General features: G+C 66.5%; 15 protein-coding genes. 3 read left to right on the forward strand and 12 right to left on the reverse strand.

The genetic code is table 11. The annotated features are described in order from the left end of the window. Positions 1 to 73: 73 nt before the first annotated feature. Both cbiB and ACOYW5_RS11005 read right to left on the reverse strand, forming a co-directional pair. Positions 74 to 1021: an adenosylcobinamide-phosphate synthase CbiB gene (cbiB, locus tag ACOYW5_RS11000; protein ID WP_423069290.1), complete on the reverse strand. Its 948-nt coding sequence runs from the start codon at positions 1019 to 1021 to the stop codon at positions 74 to 76. Next, positions 1021 to 2469 carry a cobyric acid synthase gene (locus ACOYW5_RS11005; protein WP_423069291.1) on the reverse strand — a complete coding sequence of 483 codons (1449 nt, stop codon included), beginning with the start codon at positions 2467 to 2469 and terminating at the stop codon, positions 1021 to 1023. The genes cbiB and ACOYW5_RS11005 overlap by 1 nt, the downstream gene beginning before the upstream one ends. A gap of 45 nt (positions 2470 to 2514) precedes the next feature. Between ACOYW5_RS11005 and cobF the strand changes: the two genes are divergently transcribed. Further along, on the forward strand, positions 2515 to 3276 hold the full coding sequence (cobF, locus tag ACOYW5_RS11010) for a precorrin-6A synthase (deacetylating) (RefSeq protein WP_423069292.1): 762 nt from the start codon (positions 2515 to 2517) through the stop codon (positions 3274 to 3276). Here cobF and ACOYW5_RS11015 read toward each other — a convergent pair. Continuing rightward, the gene (locus ACOYW5_RS11015; RefSeq protein WP_423069293.1) at positions 3273 to 4586 is read right to left on the reverse strand and encodes a cobyrinate a,c-diamide synthase; all 1314 of its coding nucleotides are present in this window, start codon (positions 4584 to 4586) and stop codon (positions 3273 to 3275) included. The two genes, cobF and ACOYW5_RS11015, sit on opposite strands and share 4 nt — an antisense overlap. Positions 4587 to 4747: 161 nt before the next feature. On the opposite strand from ACOYW5_RS11015, the gene ACOYW5_RS11020 reads away from it, so the two are divergent. Next, a complete protein-coding gene (locus tag ACOYW5_RS11020) occupies positions 4748 to 5473 on the forward strand; it encodes a cobalt-precorrin-6A reductase (RefSeq protein ID WP_423069294.1) in 726 nt (241 codons plus the stop codon). A gap of 11 nt (positions 5474 to 5484) precedes the next feature. Here ACOYW5_RS11020 and cobM read toward each other — a convergent pair whose 3' ends face one another. Genes cobM through ACOYW5_RS11055 form a run of 7 tightly spaced genes read right to left on the reverse strand, consistent with a single transcriptional unit; the run spans position 5485 to position 12849 of the window. Beyond that, entirely contained in the window at positions 5485 to 6267 is a 783-nt protein-coding gene (cobM, locus tag ACOYW5_RS11025; protein WP_423069295.1) for a precorrin-4 C(11)-methyltransferase, read from the reverse strand. Then, complete coding sequence (cobJ, locus tag ACOYW5_RS11030; RefSeq protein ID WP_423069296.1) at positions 6264 to 8027, reverse strand: precorrin-3B C(17)-methyltransferase; 1764 nt, start codon at positions 8025 to 8027, stop codon at positions 6264 to 6266. The genes cobM and cobJ overlap by 4 nt, the downstream gene beginning before the upstream one ends. Continuing rightward, positions 8024 to 8734, reverse strand: coding sequence for a precorrin-2 C(20)-methyltransferase (cobI, locus tag ACOYW5_RS11035; protein WP_423069297.1), 711 nt, complete (start codon positions 8732 to 8734; stop codon positions 8024 to 8026). Before cobI ends, cobJ begins: the two co-directional genes overlap by 4 nt. Beyond that, complete coding sequence (cbiE, locus tag ACOYW5_RS11040; RefSeq protein ID WP_423069298.1) at positions 8731 to 10086, reverse strand: precorrin-6y C5,15-methyltransferase (decarboxylating) subunit CbiE; 1356 nt, start codon at positions 10084 to 10086, stop codon at positions 8731 to 8733. Before cbiE ends, cobI begins: the two co-directional genes overlap by 4 nt. Next, positions 10083 to 10703 (reverse strand): precorrin-8X methylmutase, encoded by a 621-nt coding sequence (locus ACOYW5_RS11045; protein WP_423069299.1) that lies wholly within the window; start codon positions 10701 to 10703, stop codon positions 10083 to 10085. Before ACOYW5_RS11045 ends, cbiE begins: the two co-directional genes overlap by 4 nt. Further along, positions 10700 to 11587, reverse strand: coding sequence for a hypothetical protein (locus ACOYW5_RS11050; RefSeq protein ID WP_423069300.1), 888 nt, complete (start codon positions 11585 to 11587; stop codon positions 10700 to 10702). Before ACOYW5_RS11050 ends, ACOYW5_RS11045 begins: the two co-directional genes overlap by 4 nt. Beyond that, positions 11587 to 12849, reverse strand: a complete 1263-nt coding sequence (locus ACOYW5_RS11055) for a sirohydrochlorin chelatase (protein WP_423069301.1) — start codon at positions 12847 to 12849, stop codon at positions 11587 to 11589. Before ACOYW5_RS11055 ends, ACOYW5_RS11050 begins: the two co-directional genes overlap by 1 nt. 251 nt (positions 12850 to 13100) lie before the next feature. On the opposite strand from ACOYW5_RS11055, the gene ACOYW5_RS11060 reads away from it, so the two are divergent. Continuing rightward, the gene (locus tag ACOYW5_RS11060) at positions 13101 to 14003 is read left to right on the forward strand and encodes a cation diffusion facilitator family transporter (protein WP_423069302.1); all 903 of its coding nucleotides are present in this window, start codon (positions 13101 to 13103) and stop codon (positions 14001 to 14003) included. Here the strand turns inward: ACOYW5_RS11060 and ACOYW5_RS11065 are convergent, their stop codons facing one another. Together ACOYW5_RS11065 and ACOYW5_RS11070 are read right to left on the reverse strand one after the other, a co-directional pair. Then, positions 14004 to 15296 carry a dicarboxylate/amino acid:cation symporter gene (locus ACOYW5_RS11065; protein ID WP_423069303.1) on the reverse strand — a complete coding sequence of 431 codons (1293 nt, stop codon included), beginning with the start codon at positions 15294 to 15296 and terminating at the stop codon, positions 14004 to 14006. Beyond that, positions 15289 to 16119, reverse strand: coding sequence for a substrate-binding periplasmic protein (locus ACOYW5_RS11070; protein WP_423069304.1), 831 nt, complete (start codon positions 16117 to 16119; stop codon positions 15289 to 15291). Before ACOYW5_RS11070 ends, ACOYW5_RS11065 begins: the two co-directional genes overlap by 8 nt. Positions 16120 to 16343 lie beyond the last annotated feature (224 nt).

The raw sequence follows: 16343 nt of genomic DNA on the forward strand, positions 1-16343 counted from the left end.
CAGGAACGGCCGGAAGCGGTTGTTGTGTGACAGCGAAAGGCCACAACAACCACTGAGTGGGGGATCGTCGGTGCTAGCTCAACCGCCAAACTAGAACAGCAATCAGCGCGACCACAGCGAGCAGCACATTCAGTCCCGCCCGATAGAGCCGCAGCGCCCGATCGATATCCTCCGCCCCCAGCTCCGCCCGCCCGTCGCCGAAGTTGGGCAAATCCACCGTCTCGCCGGCATAGCTGCGGGGACCGCCGAGCGCGAAGCCAAGCGCGCCGGCCATGGCGGCTTCTGGCCAGCCGGCATTGGGGCTTTCGTGCTTTCTCGCGTCGCGCAAGGCGGTCGACCAGGCGGCTTCGGGGTTGGCGCCCTTGACGAAGAAGGCGGCGCCCGCGATCAGCAGGGCCGAGAGCCGAGCGGGGACGAGGTTGAGGAGATCGTCGAAGCGGGCGCTGGCCCAGCCGAATTGCAGGTGACGCTCGGTCTTATGGCCGATCATCGAGTCGGCGGTGTTGACCGCCTTGTAGAGCGCGATGCCGGGAAGGCCGAGAAGCAGCAGCCAGAACAGCGGCGCGACGACCGCGTCTGAGGTGGACTCGGCGAGGCTTTCGATGGCGGCGCGGGAAACGCCGGGCGCGTCGAGGGTTTCGGGATCGCGACCGACAATGTGGCCGACGGCGGTTCGGCCTTCGGTGAGCGACCGGCGCAGGGCGGTGGCGACTGCGGTCACGGCGTCACCGAGGGATCTTTGGGCGAGGAGGGTCGAGGCCAAGAGTGCCTCGATGATGGAGCCGTAGGGGACGGCGCGGAGGATCATCGCGATGACGACGGTGATCGCGGCAGTGACGGCCAACAGGATCAGGAGCGCGAGGACGCCCCTGCCCCTCGTGCGATTATTGAGGCGGGTATCGAGGAGCGAGATCAGCCGGCCCATCCAGATCACGGGATGGCCGATGCGCGCGACGACAGCGTTGGGGTAGCCGACAAGCCGCTCGACAGCGAGGGCGATGAGCGCGACCAGTGGTGTCATCAGCGGGCGAGCCCGAGGATGTAGTCGAGATCGAGATGGCGCTCGAGATGGGCGGCGAGCCCGTCCAGCGTCTGCTCGACCATCCGCTCGTAAGCCAGCGTCGAGGTCGCGGCGGCGGCGCTGAGGAAACTGCGGCGGAAATCGTCGGCGGCGAAGAGGCCGTGGAGATAGGTGCCCATGACGCTGCCGTCCGCGCTGACGGCACCGTCGGCGGCGTTGCCGATGCGGGCGAAGGGGCGATCGAGCCCGGTGCCGGAGGTGACGCCCATATGCATGTGGTAGCCGCTGATCGACTGGGCGGAGGCGACATGCGTGGCAGCTTCGACGCGCAGTTCCTTGGTCGCGCCGAGAACGGTCGAGACATCGAGAAGGCCAAGGCCGGCGGAGGTGCCGGCGGGACCTTCGACGCCGTCGCGATCGAACACGATGGTGCCGAGCATCTGGTAACCGCCGCAGATGCCGAGCACGCGCGTGCCGGTGCGGTGCTGGGCGAGGATGTCGATGTCCCAGCCTTGTTCGCGCAAGGCGCGGAGATCGGCGCGGGTGGACTTCGAGCCGGGCAGAATGATGAGATCGGCCGGCGGCAGCGGGCGGCCCGGCTCAGCGATATCGAGGCTCACGCCGGGTTCGAGGCGGAGCGGATCGAGATCATCGAAGTTGGAGATGCGCGGCAGGCGGGGGACGACGATACGATAGGCGCCCTGCCCGCGCGGCAACTGATCGAGCGCGAGCACGTCCTCGGCGGGAAGCTTCGAAGCATCGGCAAAGAACGGGATCGGACCGAGGCACGGACGATCGGTGCGTTCGGCAATGAATTGCTTGCCATCGTCAAACAATTGCGGATCGCCCTGGAACTTGTTGACGAGCGTGGCGGCGATCAGGGCCGCGTCGGCCGGGTCGATGACGGCGAAGGTGCCGACCAGCGCGGCGATGACGCCGCCGCGCTGGATGTCGCCGATCAGCACCACCGGCTTGTCGGCGGCGCTGGCGAAGCCGAAATTGGCGATGTCGCCCGAGCGAAGATTGACCTCGGACGCGCTGCCTGCGCCTTCGACGAGGACGAGGTCGCAGTCGGCCGCCAGCTCGTTGTACCCACCCAACACTTCCGGCAGAAGTTCATGTCTTTTGGCCCAATAGTCCCGGGCTTTGTATGATCCGCGACGCTGACCTCTAACGATTACCGATGACCCGGTCTCGCCTTCGGGCTTTAGCAGCACCGGGTTCATCGCAGTGATGGGCTCCCGCCGTGCCGCCCGCGCCTGTAATGCCTGAGCCCGTCCGATCTCGCCGCCATCGGCGGTCACCGCCGCGTTGTTCGACATGTTCTGCGGCTTGAACGGCGCCACCCGCAGGCCGCGATTGGCGTAAGCACGCGCAAGTCCCGCTACGAGCAGGGATTTCCCGACATCGGAGCCGGTGCCCATGAACATGATCGATCTGGCAGTCATTGCGAACTGATAGCGGGTCGGGCGCCGATCCGGTAGGGATTGGATATGCGTACCATCCTCGTAATCGGCATCGGGGCCGGCAACCCGGACTACCTGACGGTGCAGGCGATCAGCGCCATGAACCGGGCAGAGGTCTTCTTCATGCCCGACAAGGGCGAGGAGAAGGCGGGGCTGAACGCGATCCGGCTGACGATGCTGGAACGGTTCGTTGCCAAGCCATTGTATCGCCTGGTCGATTTCGCCATCCCGTCGCGGCGGCGAGCGGACACGCCGGGCTATCGGGATGCGGTGAACGAGTGGCGTGACAAGCTCGAGGCAGCCTACCAGCGGATGTTCGCCGAACTCGGAGAGGACGGCGTCGGCGCGTTCCTCGTCTGGGGGGATCCGACGCTCTACGACGGAACGCTGCGAATATTGAAGGACATGCAGGGCGCCGGCTGGGAGCTTGCCATCGAGGTCATCCCCGGGATTTCGGCGCCGCAGGCACTGGCGGCGCAGCATCAGGTGACGCTCAATCGCGTCGGCGAAGCGGTGACGATCATCACCGGCCGGCGCGTCGGCGAGGGCGAGGCGGATGAGCTGTCGAGCGCGGTTGTGATGCTGGACAATCACCAGGTGTTCCGCCGGTTTGCCGGGGAAGAAGCGGAGATCTTCTGGGGGGCCTATCTCGGCACGGCGGACGAGATTCTCGTGGCCGGCAAGGTGGGCGAGGTGATGGACGAGATTGAACGGGTGCGCACCGAGGCGCAGACGAAGAACGGCTGGATCATGGATACGTACATGATCCGCAAGCCGGAGACGGATTAGGCGACGTCGATCACATGGGCGTACGAGCCCATCACCCGGCCGTCGACGGTCCCCATCGGCGGCAGCGCCTCGCCGAGCGCGTCGGTGGCCGCGAACAGCGGCGTGCCGTGCGTGCGCCGGGCGCTGGAATAGTGGAATTCGTGGCCCGTGAGACGGGCCGGGAACGGTAGCGGGCTCGCGTGGGTCAGGCGCCGGTAGCCGAGGATGCGCTTGGGGCGATCGATGCGCGTCTCGTGCGGGAGCAGGCCCGACATCGCGTGCGTGACGCTGGATTTGTCGGTGATCGACTGGCCGAGGACCATGAAGCCTCCGCACTCGCCGTAGATGAGGGCGCCGCGGTCGCGCGCGGCGTGGAGGCCGGCGTGGAAACGGGTCGCGGCCGCAAGGGTTTCGCCGTGGAGTTCGGGATAGCCGCCGGGGAGAAATACCGCGTCGGCGGTCGGGTCCGGGGATTCGTTGGCGAGGGGCGAGAAGAAGGTGAGCGTGGCGCCGGCGGTGTGCCAGTCGCTGAGCCAATGCGGGTAGAGGAAGGCGAAGGCGGCGTCGCGGGCAATGGCGATGTGCTGGGCGAGGGGTGGGAGGCCGGTGCGTGTGGTCGCCCCCTCCACCGCCTCCGGCGGTCCCCCTCCCCCGTGAACGGGGGAGGATAAGGCCAGCAACAGGTTGAGGTCGACGTATTCCTCGATTGCTTCCGCTGCAGCGTTGACGACTTCGTCGAAGCTGGCGACTTCGTTGGGGAGGACGAGGCCGAGGTGGCGGTCGGGGAGGACCAGGGTGTCGCGCTTGGGGATGATGCCTAGGAGCGGGATGTGGAGCGCGCCGAGGGCGCGGCGCACCATGGCTTCGTGGCGGGTGGAGGCGGCGCGGTTGACGATGAGACCCGCGACGGTGACGTCGGGGCGCCAGGTGGCGAAGCCGTGGGCGAGGGCGGCGATCGACTGGCTCTGGCGTTCGGCATCGAGGACGAGGATGACCGGCAGGCCGAGCGTAGCGGCGAGATCGGCGGTGGAACCCCGATTATCGGCGGCGCCATCGAAGAGGCCCATGGCGCCTTCGACGAGCAGCAGATCGGCATTGGCGGCGTGGTTCGCGGCGAGCTGGTGTAGGCGCGCCGGCGACATGGCCCAGGCGTCGAGGTTGAGTGCCTCGCGGCCGGCGGTGCGGGCGAGGATGGCGGTGTCGATATAGTCGGGGCCGGATTTCGCGGGGGCCACAGTGAGGCCGCGGCGGGTGAGCGCGGCGACAAGGCCGAGTGTCACGGTGGTCTTGCCGGAGGCGGAGCGCGGGGCGGCGATGACGAGGCCGTTCATATGCACCCGCCGTTATGCGAAGCCTGCGTAGAATTGTGCTGCGAAATCCTAGTGCTAGCCCCTATAGTGCGGACGGGGTGGCGTGGACGCGGCCCGAAATGCGTTCTCCCGGGTTGGCAGGCCCGACGGACGCAGGGGTCGTAGGGGAAAGCGACTGGACGATGAGAATTCTGATCCTTGGGGGCACCGAGGAGGCGCGGCTGTTGGCAGCGCAGCTGGTCAAGCTGGGCCATGACGTCACCACTTCGCTCGCCGGCCGGACGAGCGAGCCGCTGCTGCCTGCCGGCAATGTGCGGGTGGGCGGTTTCGGTGGCGGCGACGGGCTGGGCAATTATGTGCTGAGCGAGCGGTTCGACCATCTGGTCGACGCCACGCACCCCTATGCCGAAGAGATCAAGCGCAGCGCGGTGCGGGCCGCCGAGCTTGCCGGCTTGCGCCTGGTGCGATTGACGCGGCCGGGCTGGGCCGAGCCACAATATGCGTTCTGGAAGCACATGGCGTCGGCCGAAGCGGCAGCCGAGGCGCTGCCGAAGGGCGCGCGGGCGTTCCTGACAGTGGGGCACAGCAAGCTCGAGCCGTATCTGCGGCGCACCGATTGCAGCTTCGTGGTGCGCTCGATCGAGCCGCCGGAGCGGGAACTGCCGGTGAACGCGACGTCGATCCAGGCGCGACCACCGTTCTTCTTCAACGGCGAACTGGCGCTGCTGCAGGAGCAGGGAATTACCCACCTGATCTGCAAGAATTCCGGCGGGGCGCAGACGGAGGCGAAACTGCAAGCCGCGCTGCGGCTGCGGTTGCCGGTGTTCATGATCGCCCGGCCGGAGTTGCCGCCGGCCTACGAGGTGCCGACTGTGGGGCGGGCGATTGCGGCGTTGAAGTTGACCTGACGGCCGGGCTCTCATCCCGCCGCCCTCGCCTTCTTCTTCCCGGCGTTGCGCAGCACGTGGGAGAAGCCCTGGTCGTAGAGCTTGCTCTCGCGGAAGCGGGTTTCGCCGAGGACACGGCCGACGAGGATGAGGGCGGTGCGGGTGATCTTCTCCTCGCGGACGCGGGCCTTCATTTCGCTGAGGGTGGTGAAGATCACCTCTTCGTCCGGCCAAGTGGCGCGGTAGATGATTACGACCGGGCAATCGGCGCCGTAGTTGGGCGTCAGCGCAGCCTCGACATACGCGAGGTTGCGGATGGAAAGGTGGATGCAGAGCGTCGCCTTGGATTGCCCCAGGATTTCGAGGCTCTCGGACTCCGGCATTGCCGAGGCTTTGCCCGAGGTGCGGGTGATGATGATGGTTTGCGAGATCTCGGGGAGGGTCAGCTCGGCGGCGAGACGGGCGGCGGCGCCGGCGAAGGCGGGGACTCCCGGAACGACTTCGTAGGGGATGGCGAGCGCATCGAGGCGGCGCATCTGTTCAGCGGTGGCGCCGTAGATGGATGGATCGCCGGAGTGGACCCGGGCGACATCCTTGCCTTCGGCACTGGCTTTGATGATTTCGTCAATGATCTCGTCGAGATGCATTGGCGCGGTGTCACGGACCAGCGCACCTTCGGGGGCCGAGGCGACGATCTCGGCGGGGACGAGCGAGCCGGCATAGAGACAGACCGGGCAGCGCTCGATCAGGCGCAGGCCGCGCACGGTGATGAGGTCGGGCGCACCGGGGCCGGCGCCGATGAAGTAGACGGTCATGGCGCCTTCTTCTCGTAGCCGCGCGGCGTGTAGGCGACGGTGCCATTGCCGCGCTCGAAGGCGCGGGAGGTGCTGGAGCCAACGATGACGATGGTGAGCATGTCGATCTCGGTGGGGTCGAAATCGGCGAGGGTGACGATGCGGACGCGTTCGGTAGGTCGCCCGAGACTGGAGCCAATCACAACAGGAGTGGAGGCCGGGCGGTGTTCGAGGAAGACGCGCTTCGCTTCCTCGATCAGATCGGTGCGGCGCTGCGAGCGCGGGTTGTAGAGGGCGGTGACGAAATCGGCTTTCGCGGCACCGTCGAGACGCTTGAGGATGTCGGCGCGGGGCGTCAGCAGGTCGGACAGCGAGATGCAGCAGAAATCGTGGCCGATGAGCGCGCCGGCTGCGGCAGAGGCGGCCTGGAAGGCCGAAACACCGGGATGTGTCTCGACATTGACGCGGCGGGCGACGTCGGAGACGGCGCGGGGCCCGGTGGCGTCGAGCAGTTCGTAGGCAAGCGCGGCCATGGCATAGATCTGGGCGTCACCGGAACAGACGAGCGAGACCACCCTGCCCTCGGCGGCGAGTTCGAGGGCGTGGCGGACGCGCGGCTCTTCCTCGCCGAGGTCGTAGCGATGCGCTTCCTGGTTGCGGCGGAGATCGGACACAAGGTCGAGATAGAGGCCGTAGCCGACCCAGTCGGTGCTCTGTTCGAGGGCGTTCACCGCAGAGGCCGTGCGGGAGATGGGCTCACCGGGACCGATGCCGACGAGGTGGAGAACCCCGGGGCGACGGCCGAAGGTTTCGGGATCGATGGGGCGCGGGGCCTTGCCGATGGCGCAGGTGGCGCGTTCGGACTTCAGCTTTTCAACGACGAGCGGACCGGCCTTGAGGGCGGCAGGTTCTGCGACGCCGGGGCTGCCGACGGTCTCTTCGACATAGTCGGAGGGGTGTTTCAGGCGGTAGCGCTCCTGGCTCAGCTCGGCGGCGGAGAAGAGGCGGAGCGGCACCTTGAAGTGGCGCGCGGCGGCGTGGAGGGCCGGCTCGTCGGCCTTGATGTCGATGGAGGCGATGGCGGCGAGGCTCTGGGGGGCAAGGTTCTGCTGGGCGAGGGCGAACTCGATGAGGCTGATCACCTCATCGGCCTCAGCGCCGCGTTCACAGCCGACTCCGGCGACGAGGGTTTTCGGGTGATAGACGACGCCGCGATCGATCCGGAGCTTCTGCTCGGTGACGAGGACTTTTACCGCCCCCAACGACGAAATTGGATAGCCGGCTTCTTCAAGGAAGGGCGCATGGCCTTCGAGCTGGATCTTGGCGCCGAGCAGCAGCGACATCATGGCGGGCTTGGCATCCTGCGGATTGCCGAGGATCCAGCCGGCAGGCGGTTCATCGAGGCCGTGGGCGAAGAGATTGTCCGACGCGGTGGTGATGGCGGGGTGGCCACCAAGCTCTTCGGCCAGTTCGCGGGCGAGGCGATTGGCGCCGCGGTGCCCGCCGAGCAGCGGCACGATGCTGCCGCCGCCGAGCGACACGGCGAGCACGGGCGGCTCCCGGTGCTTGTTCTCAAGGCTCGGGGCGAGGAGGCGGATGAGGATGCCGGCGGCGCAGACGCCGATGATCGGGCGGCCTTCGGCGAAGAGGCGCGGCAACAGTTTCAGCGCATCGGTGCCGCCCTGCCCGCAGGTGAAGATTTCACCATCGGTGACTTCGGCGATGCGGGTCGCAGTGTCGAGGCCGGTGTCGGCGAAGGTGATGATGGCGGGTTTGGTCACGGGCGGCCCCAGGCCTCGTCGCCGCGATAGCAGAGGATGGTCGAGAAATACGGCCGCTCGTCGTGGGCGAAATCGGCGAGGCGGGTGATGCGCTGGCGCTCCCCGGTGGCGTGCTCGACGACGACGGCGCCATCAGCATGGCCGGTCTCCGAGAGCAGCGTACGGACGCGATCGAAATGACGGCCGACCTTGATGATGGCGGCGGCGGGAGTGGCGGCAAGCTCGGTGCGGAGGGTGGCATCGTCGAGCGGCGCGGGCAAGATTTTCAGCATCTCGCTCCGGGCGGCGAGCGGGCGGCCGATGGCGGCGGCAGCGGCGGTAAGCGAGGTGACGCCGGGGATGACGGCGACCAGGGCTTCGATGCCGACGCGGGTGACGAGGTACATGGCCGAGCCATAGAACAGCGGATCGCCTTCGCAGAGCCAGGCGACGTCGCGGCCGGCGCGGAGGTGGGCGAGGATGGCCTCCGCGGCACCGTCATAGGCGGCTTGGGCGGGGCCGCGCTCGACGCTCATCGGGATGGTGATGGGGAGGCGTTCGGCGGCGGGATTGAGGTGTGGCGTTGCGATGCTCAGCGCCAGGGCCGAGTCCTCTCCCGTAGTGGGGTAGGCGGCGACCGGCACCGATGCGAGGAGCTTTGCGGCCTTGAGCGTAATCAGTTCGGGATCGCCGGGACCGACGCCGACGAGGTGAAGTGTACCGGTCATGGGGTCACCACGAGGCCGTGTACCGCTTTGACCACCACCCACTGGGTGACCGCCATGCGCGGCTTGAAGGCGCGGTGGCCGCCAATCTTGTCGAGGCTGGAAATCTCGATGCGGGTGAGTTCGCCACCGAGCTGGAGGTGGCGCGAGTAGAGAGCGTGCTCGGCATCGAGGGTCACGGCGTTGGCGACGAGCCGGCCGCCCGGCTTCAGCGCGTTCCAGCAGGCATCGAACAGATCGTCATTGCCGACATCGCCGCCCATGAAGATGGCATCGGGTGGCGGACGGCGGCCGAAAGTGCCGGGGGCTTCGCCCATCTGGATTTCGAGGTTCGGGACACCGAGGGCCGAGGCGTTGGCCGTGATCATCTGCACGCGGTTGCCATCGCGTTCGAAGGCTATGGCCTTGGTGTCGCGGGCGGCGCGCATCCATTCGATGGCGACCGAGCCCGAGCCGGCGCCAATGTCCCACAGGATAGCGCCGGGGAATGGGGCCAGCTTGGCAATGGTGGCAGCGCGGACCTCTCGCTTGGTGATCTGGCCGTCGTTGATGAAGGTATCGTCGGGCAGGCCTGGGACCGGCGGCAGGAGCGGCGCGGTGAAATCGGGCACGCAATCGATGGCGAGGACGTAGAAATCCTCGACGTCGTGGCTGTTGAAGCTTTCGGCCTCGTCGCTGGTGATGCGCTCTTCGGGCGAGCCGAGGTTTTCGAGCGTGGTGACGAGGCTGCGGCCGTAGCCGCGATCGACGAGCAGCTCGATTGCGAGGTCGACGGTCGAGTGATCGGCGGTGAGAGCGAGGATACGGTTGCCCGGCACAAGGTGCGGGTGGAGCGCTTCGACCGGGCGGGCGTGCAGCGAGACCGTCGCGACCGATTGGAGCGGCCAGTGCAGGCGCGCGGCGGCCAACTGGAAGGCCGAAAGATGCGGGTGGATGACGAACTCGCCTGGCAGCAGGTGGCGCGTGAGCGTGGCTCCGATGCCGAACCACATCGGATCGCCGGAGGCGAGGATAACGGTGGGCGTGTCGCGGCGCGCCATCACCTGCTCGACCATGGTCTCGATCGGCGGCTCCCATTCGACGAGGGTGCGGCCGTCGGCATAGTTGGCGGCGGGCGAGTGATCGGGCTCTTCACCGGAGAGGGCGCGCGCCACGGCCTCAAAGCTGCGCTTCGATACGAACTCGGGGTTGAACAGATCCGCCGTGGCATTGGGCCGCGCGATCGGCTCGAGATCGGCGAGGAAGCGCGAGGGACCAATGACGGTGTCGGCATAAGTGAGGAGGAGCTTGTACGACGCCGGCAGTTCACTCGGCCCGCGCTCGCCTACCCCGATGATGTGCAGCCAGGCGGTCATTGAACCCTGCTTATCGCATTGAAGGCGGCGCTGGCGATGGCGGAACCGCCACGACGGCCGAGCACCGTGAGGTAGGGAATAGAAAGCCGGCCGGTGGCCAGCAAGGCCTTGGACTCGGCTGCCCCCACGAAACCGACGGGTGCCGCGATGATTGCCGCCGGACGTGGCGCGCCCGCCTCAATCATCTCGATCAAGTGGAAGAGCGCGGTGGGGGCATTGCCGATGAGAACCACGGCGCCCGCGAGGCGGGGGCGCCAGAGTTCGACGGCAGCAGCGGAGCGGGTGGTGGCGAGGGATTTTGCAAGTTCGGGGACGGCGGGGTCGTTGAGCGTGACGATGAGTTCGATGGTTGCGGGGAGATGGCGGCGGATGACACCGGCGCGGACCATTTCGCAATCGCAGAGGACGGGCGCGCCGGTGGCGAGGGCGGCGACGGTTGCAGCGACGATGGCGGGGTCGCCGTCGATGTCGGAGGCGAGGTCGACCATACCGCAGGCGTGGATCATGCGTATCGCAGCAGGGTGTAGTTCGCGCGGCAGATGGCCGAGATCGGCCTCGGCTTCGATGGTGGTGAAGGACTTGATGTAGATGGCGTCGGGGTCGCGAAGGTAGGTCATGCGGCCCGCCTCTCGATCAGATGCCCGTGGCCGATTCCGGCGATCCAGCCTTCCTCGCGGATGAGTGTTTCGCGCTCAGTGGCGTCGATTCCGGCAGGCGCGCCGAGGAAAGTCGCGAGATCACCAGCCGCGTCGAGGGCGGCAAAACGGCGGACGACGGTTTCGACCTGGGCGCGATCCTTGGGGGTGACCGAAGGATCGTCGAGCGGGAAGAGCGAGGGGTAGATTTCGACTATCGCGATCGGGCGGGTCAACGCGTCGGTGAAATCAGTTTCGAATGGCCAGATGGCGATGTCAGGGCCGAGTATTGGGTGATGGCGGAGGGCTTCGAGGCGGGCGATGCCGAGGAGGGACTGGCTGCCGACGGCTCCGGCGCCGGTGAGCTTCCAGACTGGCTGGGCGGTACGGGCGAGGATTTCGGCGCGACGGCGCTCGGGAATTGTGCCGTAGGTCGCGGGGCGGCGTGGCGTGAGGTGGTCGTAGCGGTGCTGGTGCGGGTGGCCCCAGTAGTGCGGGGCGGCGAGACTGGCGTTGATGGCAGCAGCGACGTGGAAGCGGTTGGAGGTGTTGTCGGGGTTGTCGACGACAGCGGTCGCAAGATGAGCCCAAAGGGCCTGCCAGTCTGGCCCTCCGGCAATCATTTCAGCAGCGCCAGCAGGGTAGCCGAATACGAAATCGAGGCCGAGCATGAGGCGCTCGCCCGCGGCGCGAGCGGCTAGCAAGCGATCGGTGATTTCAGCCATTGCGGCATGGCGTGTAGGCGGGTTGATGCTCTCCGCCAGCCCCGCAGCCGACCACTCGCCTATCCAGATCGAGTCGCGGCCGGTTCGGGGGCTGTTCGCCGCCGACCAATCCACGGCGATGTAGCGGTCGAAGAGCGGCATCAGCGTTCCTGCTCTTCGCGGGCGAGGCGGCCGGGAACCTTTGGCAGGGTCACGGGGCCGAGCGGATGGTCGGCGTGCGGATAGGGGTGATGGTGGTGCGCGGGTGCATCGCCATGGTGGTGGCCGTGATCCTCGGGGTAGCCGTGGTCGTGGCTCGGGCCGAGGCGGATGGTCGGGACCGCCGGATTGGCGAGCAACGCGTGGCGGGCCAGCTCGTGGGTATGCGGGTGGGCATGGTCGTGGTGGTGGCCATGTGGATGATCGTGGTCGTGCGCGTGGAGCGGGGTCCACGGCAGGCCGTGCGCCTTGCAGAAAGCTTCGTCGCGGCAGGAGCTGTCGCAATCGCCCTTGCAGGGGCAGTTCTCGAGGCCGCCGCCGGTGCCTTCGACGTGGTGGTGGTGGCTTTCCTGCGCGAGGCCGACTTCGGCTTCGAAACCCAGCACCTGCTCGCGGTACTTGCACATGGCGCAGTTCATCAGGTTCTGGCCGACCAGCATTTCCTGGATGCGATCGAGGAAGGTGTCGATGACCAGCGGATGGTCGTTGAGATAGGGCGCGTTGAGAATCTCGATGTCGGGGTACTTCGCCGCGGCCTCGTCGGCGGCGTCGTAGATGCGCTTGACCAGCACGCCGGTGAACAGGAAGTACGGGAAGACGATGATGCGGCGATAGCCGAGGCGCGCGGCGTGGTCGATGGCGGGGGTGACGAGCGGGAAGGTGACGCCAGAATAGGCGACCTCGCCCCAGCCGAAACCCATGCCCTCCCAGAGTAGCCGCATGACCTTGGCAACATTGGAATTGGCATCGGGATCTGAAGCGCCGCGGCCGACGACCAGCAGCAGGGTTTCGTGGCGCGGGATTTCGGTCGGCGCGGCGGCGATGGCTTCCTGGATGCGGTCGCCGGCGGCGCGCAGCATTTTCAGGTCGACGCCGAGTTCGCGGCCATAGGTGATGTCGACGCCGGCCTTAGCTGCATAGGTGTTGAGCACGGACGGGATGTCGTTCTTGGCGTGGCCGGCAGCGAACAGCATACCGGGCACGGCAAGGATGCGGTCGACGCCGCTTTCGCGCAGGCGGTCGAGCCCCTGATGGATCACCGGATTGGCGAATTCGAGATAGCCGTATTCGACAGGCACGCCAGGCAAGCGTTCGCGCAGGCGATCGGCGAGGATGGCGAACTCGCCCACGGCAAGCTGGTTGCGGCTGCCGTGGCCACAGAGCATGACGCCGGTCCGCGCCGGCAGGATCAGGGATTTGTCCATTCTCGCCTCTTTTTTGCACAAGAGGCAGAGTTCGCTTCCGACCAATCAGCAGCCCTGGAATTGGTCCCCGATTTGGGTCGACCGCACCAGGCGTGAGTTTCAGTCCATCAAGGAACGCTGCGCTATCAATGGGTTGTATTGGGCAGCCCGGAACGGGTCAAACGATTCCCGGCCCAGATGCGAACGCTTCTCAAAATCACATGCAAATTCAGTGACTTGCCTCGCTTAGAGGGCCGGAGTATGGAGCGCGAATGAAAGCGTCATCCGAAAATCTGGCCGTGCGCGTCGCCATCGGGAGCCTGGTGGTCGGGGTCGTCGTGCTCGGCCTCAAGGGTTACGCCGCCTATGCGACGGGCTCGATTGCGCTCTTCTCCGATGCACTCGAAAGCATCGTCAACCTCGTCACCTCGGTGGTGGCACTGGTGGCGGTGCGCCTCGCCGCGCGGCCGGCTGATGCGAACCTGCCCTACGGCTATCACAAGGCCGAGTATTTCTCGGCGGTGGTCATCGGCATCTTCATCGGTGTCGCGGCCATCCTGATCCTCGAGAGGGCGTGGGAGGGTTTCAACAACCCGCAGCCCTTCGATGCCGATCCGATCGGGCTGTCGGTGTCGTTGCTCGCCACGGTGATCAATCTTGGATGGGGCTGGGTGCTGCTGCGCACCGGCAAGCGCGAGCAGTCCGTGTCGCTCGAAGCGGATGGCAGGCACCTGATGACCGATGTGCTGTCTACCGTAGCGGTGCTGGTCGGTGTGCTGCTCGCAGTCGTCACCGGCTTCGAACGGCTGGACGCGATCCTGGCGGCGTTCGTGGCGGTGACGATCCTGTGGTCTGGATGGCAGTTGATCCGGCAGAGTATCGTCGGGCTTATGGACGCAGCAGTGGAGCCTGGTCTGCTCGAGAGGATCCGCGAGATCATCTCGGCGAGCGCCGAGGGAGCGATCGAGGCCCATGATATCCGGACGCGGCAAGCGGGGAAGATGACGTTCATCGACTTCCACCTCGTGGTGCCCGGGACGATGAGCGTCGATACCGCCCATGCGATCTGCGATTCGATCGAGGCCAAACTGCGCGAGGCAGTGACCCACGCGCAGATCACCATCCATGTCGAGCCGGAGTACAAGGCGAAGCACTCCGGCATCGTGGTAGTCTGATCAGACCGATGGCTCCGCTTCCAGCGGACCGGGTTCGACGACGGCGGGACGTTTGGCGAGCAGCGTCGTGGTCGCGGCATTGCCCTGGACATTCACGACCGTGAGGATCGGATCGACGATCGGGTCGATGGCGACGAGGAGGATGATCGCCACTTCGACCGGCAGCCCGAGGGGCACGAGGATGATCGAGATCATCGACAGGGCGGCAACGCCCGGCGCGCCGGTAGTGGCGACGCCAGCCAGCATGGCGGCGAACAGGACGAACGCCATCTGGCCCGGATCGAGCGCCAGCCCGTAAAGGTTGGCGAGGAACATGGTGCAAATGGCGAAGTGGAAGGCAGAACCGGGCGGATTGAGCGTGATGCCGAGCGGCAGCGCGAGATCGACCACGCCGCGATCGAGCTTCAGCCCCTCCTTCAGCCCGCGCAGGGCTGAGGGGATGGTGGCGTAGCTCGACGATGTGCCGAAGGCGACAAAAACACTGTCGCGAAGCGCCATGAGCGAGGCGATGTAGCTGCCTCCGACGCGCCACCAGATGACGAGCGAGTAGATCGCGAGCAGCACGATGCAACCGGCGTAGATCATCACCACGAGCTTGGTCATGGCGACGAGGACATCGAGGCCAACGGAGGAGACCTGGCTGTAAGCGAGGCAGAACAGGCCAAACGGCAGGACGTACATCAGCCATTCGATGATCTTGATGAAGGTGTCGTAGAAGGCCTCGAGCAGTGCCGTGGCGCGCTCGGATTTCTCCCGCGCGATCGAGCCGAGGGCGACGCCGAACAGCACGGCGAAGAACAGGATGGCGATCTTGTTGCCGGTGGTGAGCGCGCCGAAGATGTTTTCGGGGAACATGCCGACGACAAGATCGGAGATGCCGGAGGCAGCCTCTGGGATGGCGGAGCTCGACGCCTCCGCTGTGAAGATCACCTGGCCGATCACTTCGCGGGCCGCGGTCTGCAGCTCGGTGCCGGGCTGGCCGAAATAGCCGAGGGCGACACCGAAGCCGGCGGCGAGGGCGAGGCCGGCGACCATCATTACGACCAGTCGGGTGAAGTAGCGGTTAGCGGCGCCGTCGAGGAACAGGCGGCTGAGGCTGGTGGCCACGGCCGTGAACAGCAGCGGGATCACGCACATCTGCAACAGGCGGATGTAGATGTCGCCGAGCGTGGCGATCACCGGCATCTGTCCCTTGTCGAGCCAGCCAAGCAAGCCACCGGCGGCGAGGCCAACGAAGACCGCTACGGGGTGAAGGAGCGCGCGGCCGAGATGGCCTCGGATGGAGCTAGTCATCGATCAGCGCCCTTTCCTTGGAATAGAGGAAGGTGCCGAGCACCTGATCGAGAAAGCCGTTCGAGCGGACCTTCTCAAGATAGAGATCCACCCAGGCCTTGAGGTCGGTATCGCCCGGCCGCATGGCGATGGCGATGGTGTCGGGGTGGCCGGCGAGGTGGTAGGGGCGCAGCTCGACGGCGCCGGCGGAATCGGTGAGGCGCCAGTTGCCGATCTCGATCTCGTCATACATCAGCGCCACGAGGTCGCCGGATTTCACGGCGGCCAGCATCTCCGACCAGGCCTCGAACTCGACCGCCTCGGCATCGGGAAAATCTTCGGCGACGAAGCCAACATAGGAGGTGCCGCCGATGACGCCGATGCGGGATTCGGGGCGATTGAGCAGGGCCGGGATGTCATTGGCGCGAGCCGGATCGGCGGCGACGAGGCGACCGAGCTGCAGGCGGTTAATCAACAGGAACTGGCGGACGCTGACATAGCTCTGCGAAAAGCTGGCGCGGGTGGCGCGGTCGAGGGTGTCACTGAGGAGGCTGATTGCCATATCGGCGCGGCCCTCGACGACTTCGTCGATCAGCCCATCAAAGGTCTGGGCGTGCCGATTATACTCGACGCGCACGCCCAGCTTATTGGCGATGTCGGCGGCCAATGCCGGATCGACGCCGATGAGGCCGCCATCCGGCGCGGCGTAGAAGAACGGCGTTACATCCTCGAAAAACACCGCGACCGTGAGCTTACCGGCAGCCTTGATACGCTCGATTGCAGTGTCCACGGCAAAGGCCGGGCTGGCCGCGAGAAGAATGCCGGCGAGCGCACTGGCCAGCAAAGTCCTGCTCCGCCTATTGACGGCACGGACCAATCCAAACAGGTGCATCAACAATAGCCCCATCGACCGCCCCAAGGCGCGGCATCCCAATGCGCGAATGTCTTCACATTGTCGCGCCGCTGGCAAGCGTGACGATCGCCCCAAAACTACGCAGTGACAGCTATTTGCGCGTGGTCGCGCGCTTCCTATATTTGGTAATAGCCAGCGCGGGCTCGATCCGCGGG

This window comes from Devosia sp. CN2-171 (assembly GCF_049354815.1).
In the GTDB taxonomy this organism is placed as follows: domain Bacteria; phylum Pseudomonadota; class Alphaproteobacteria; order Rhizobiales; family Devosiaceae; genus Devosia_A.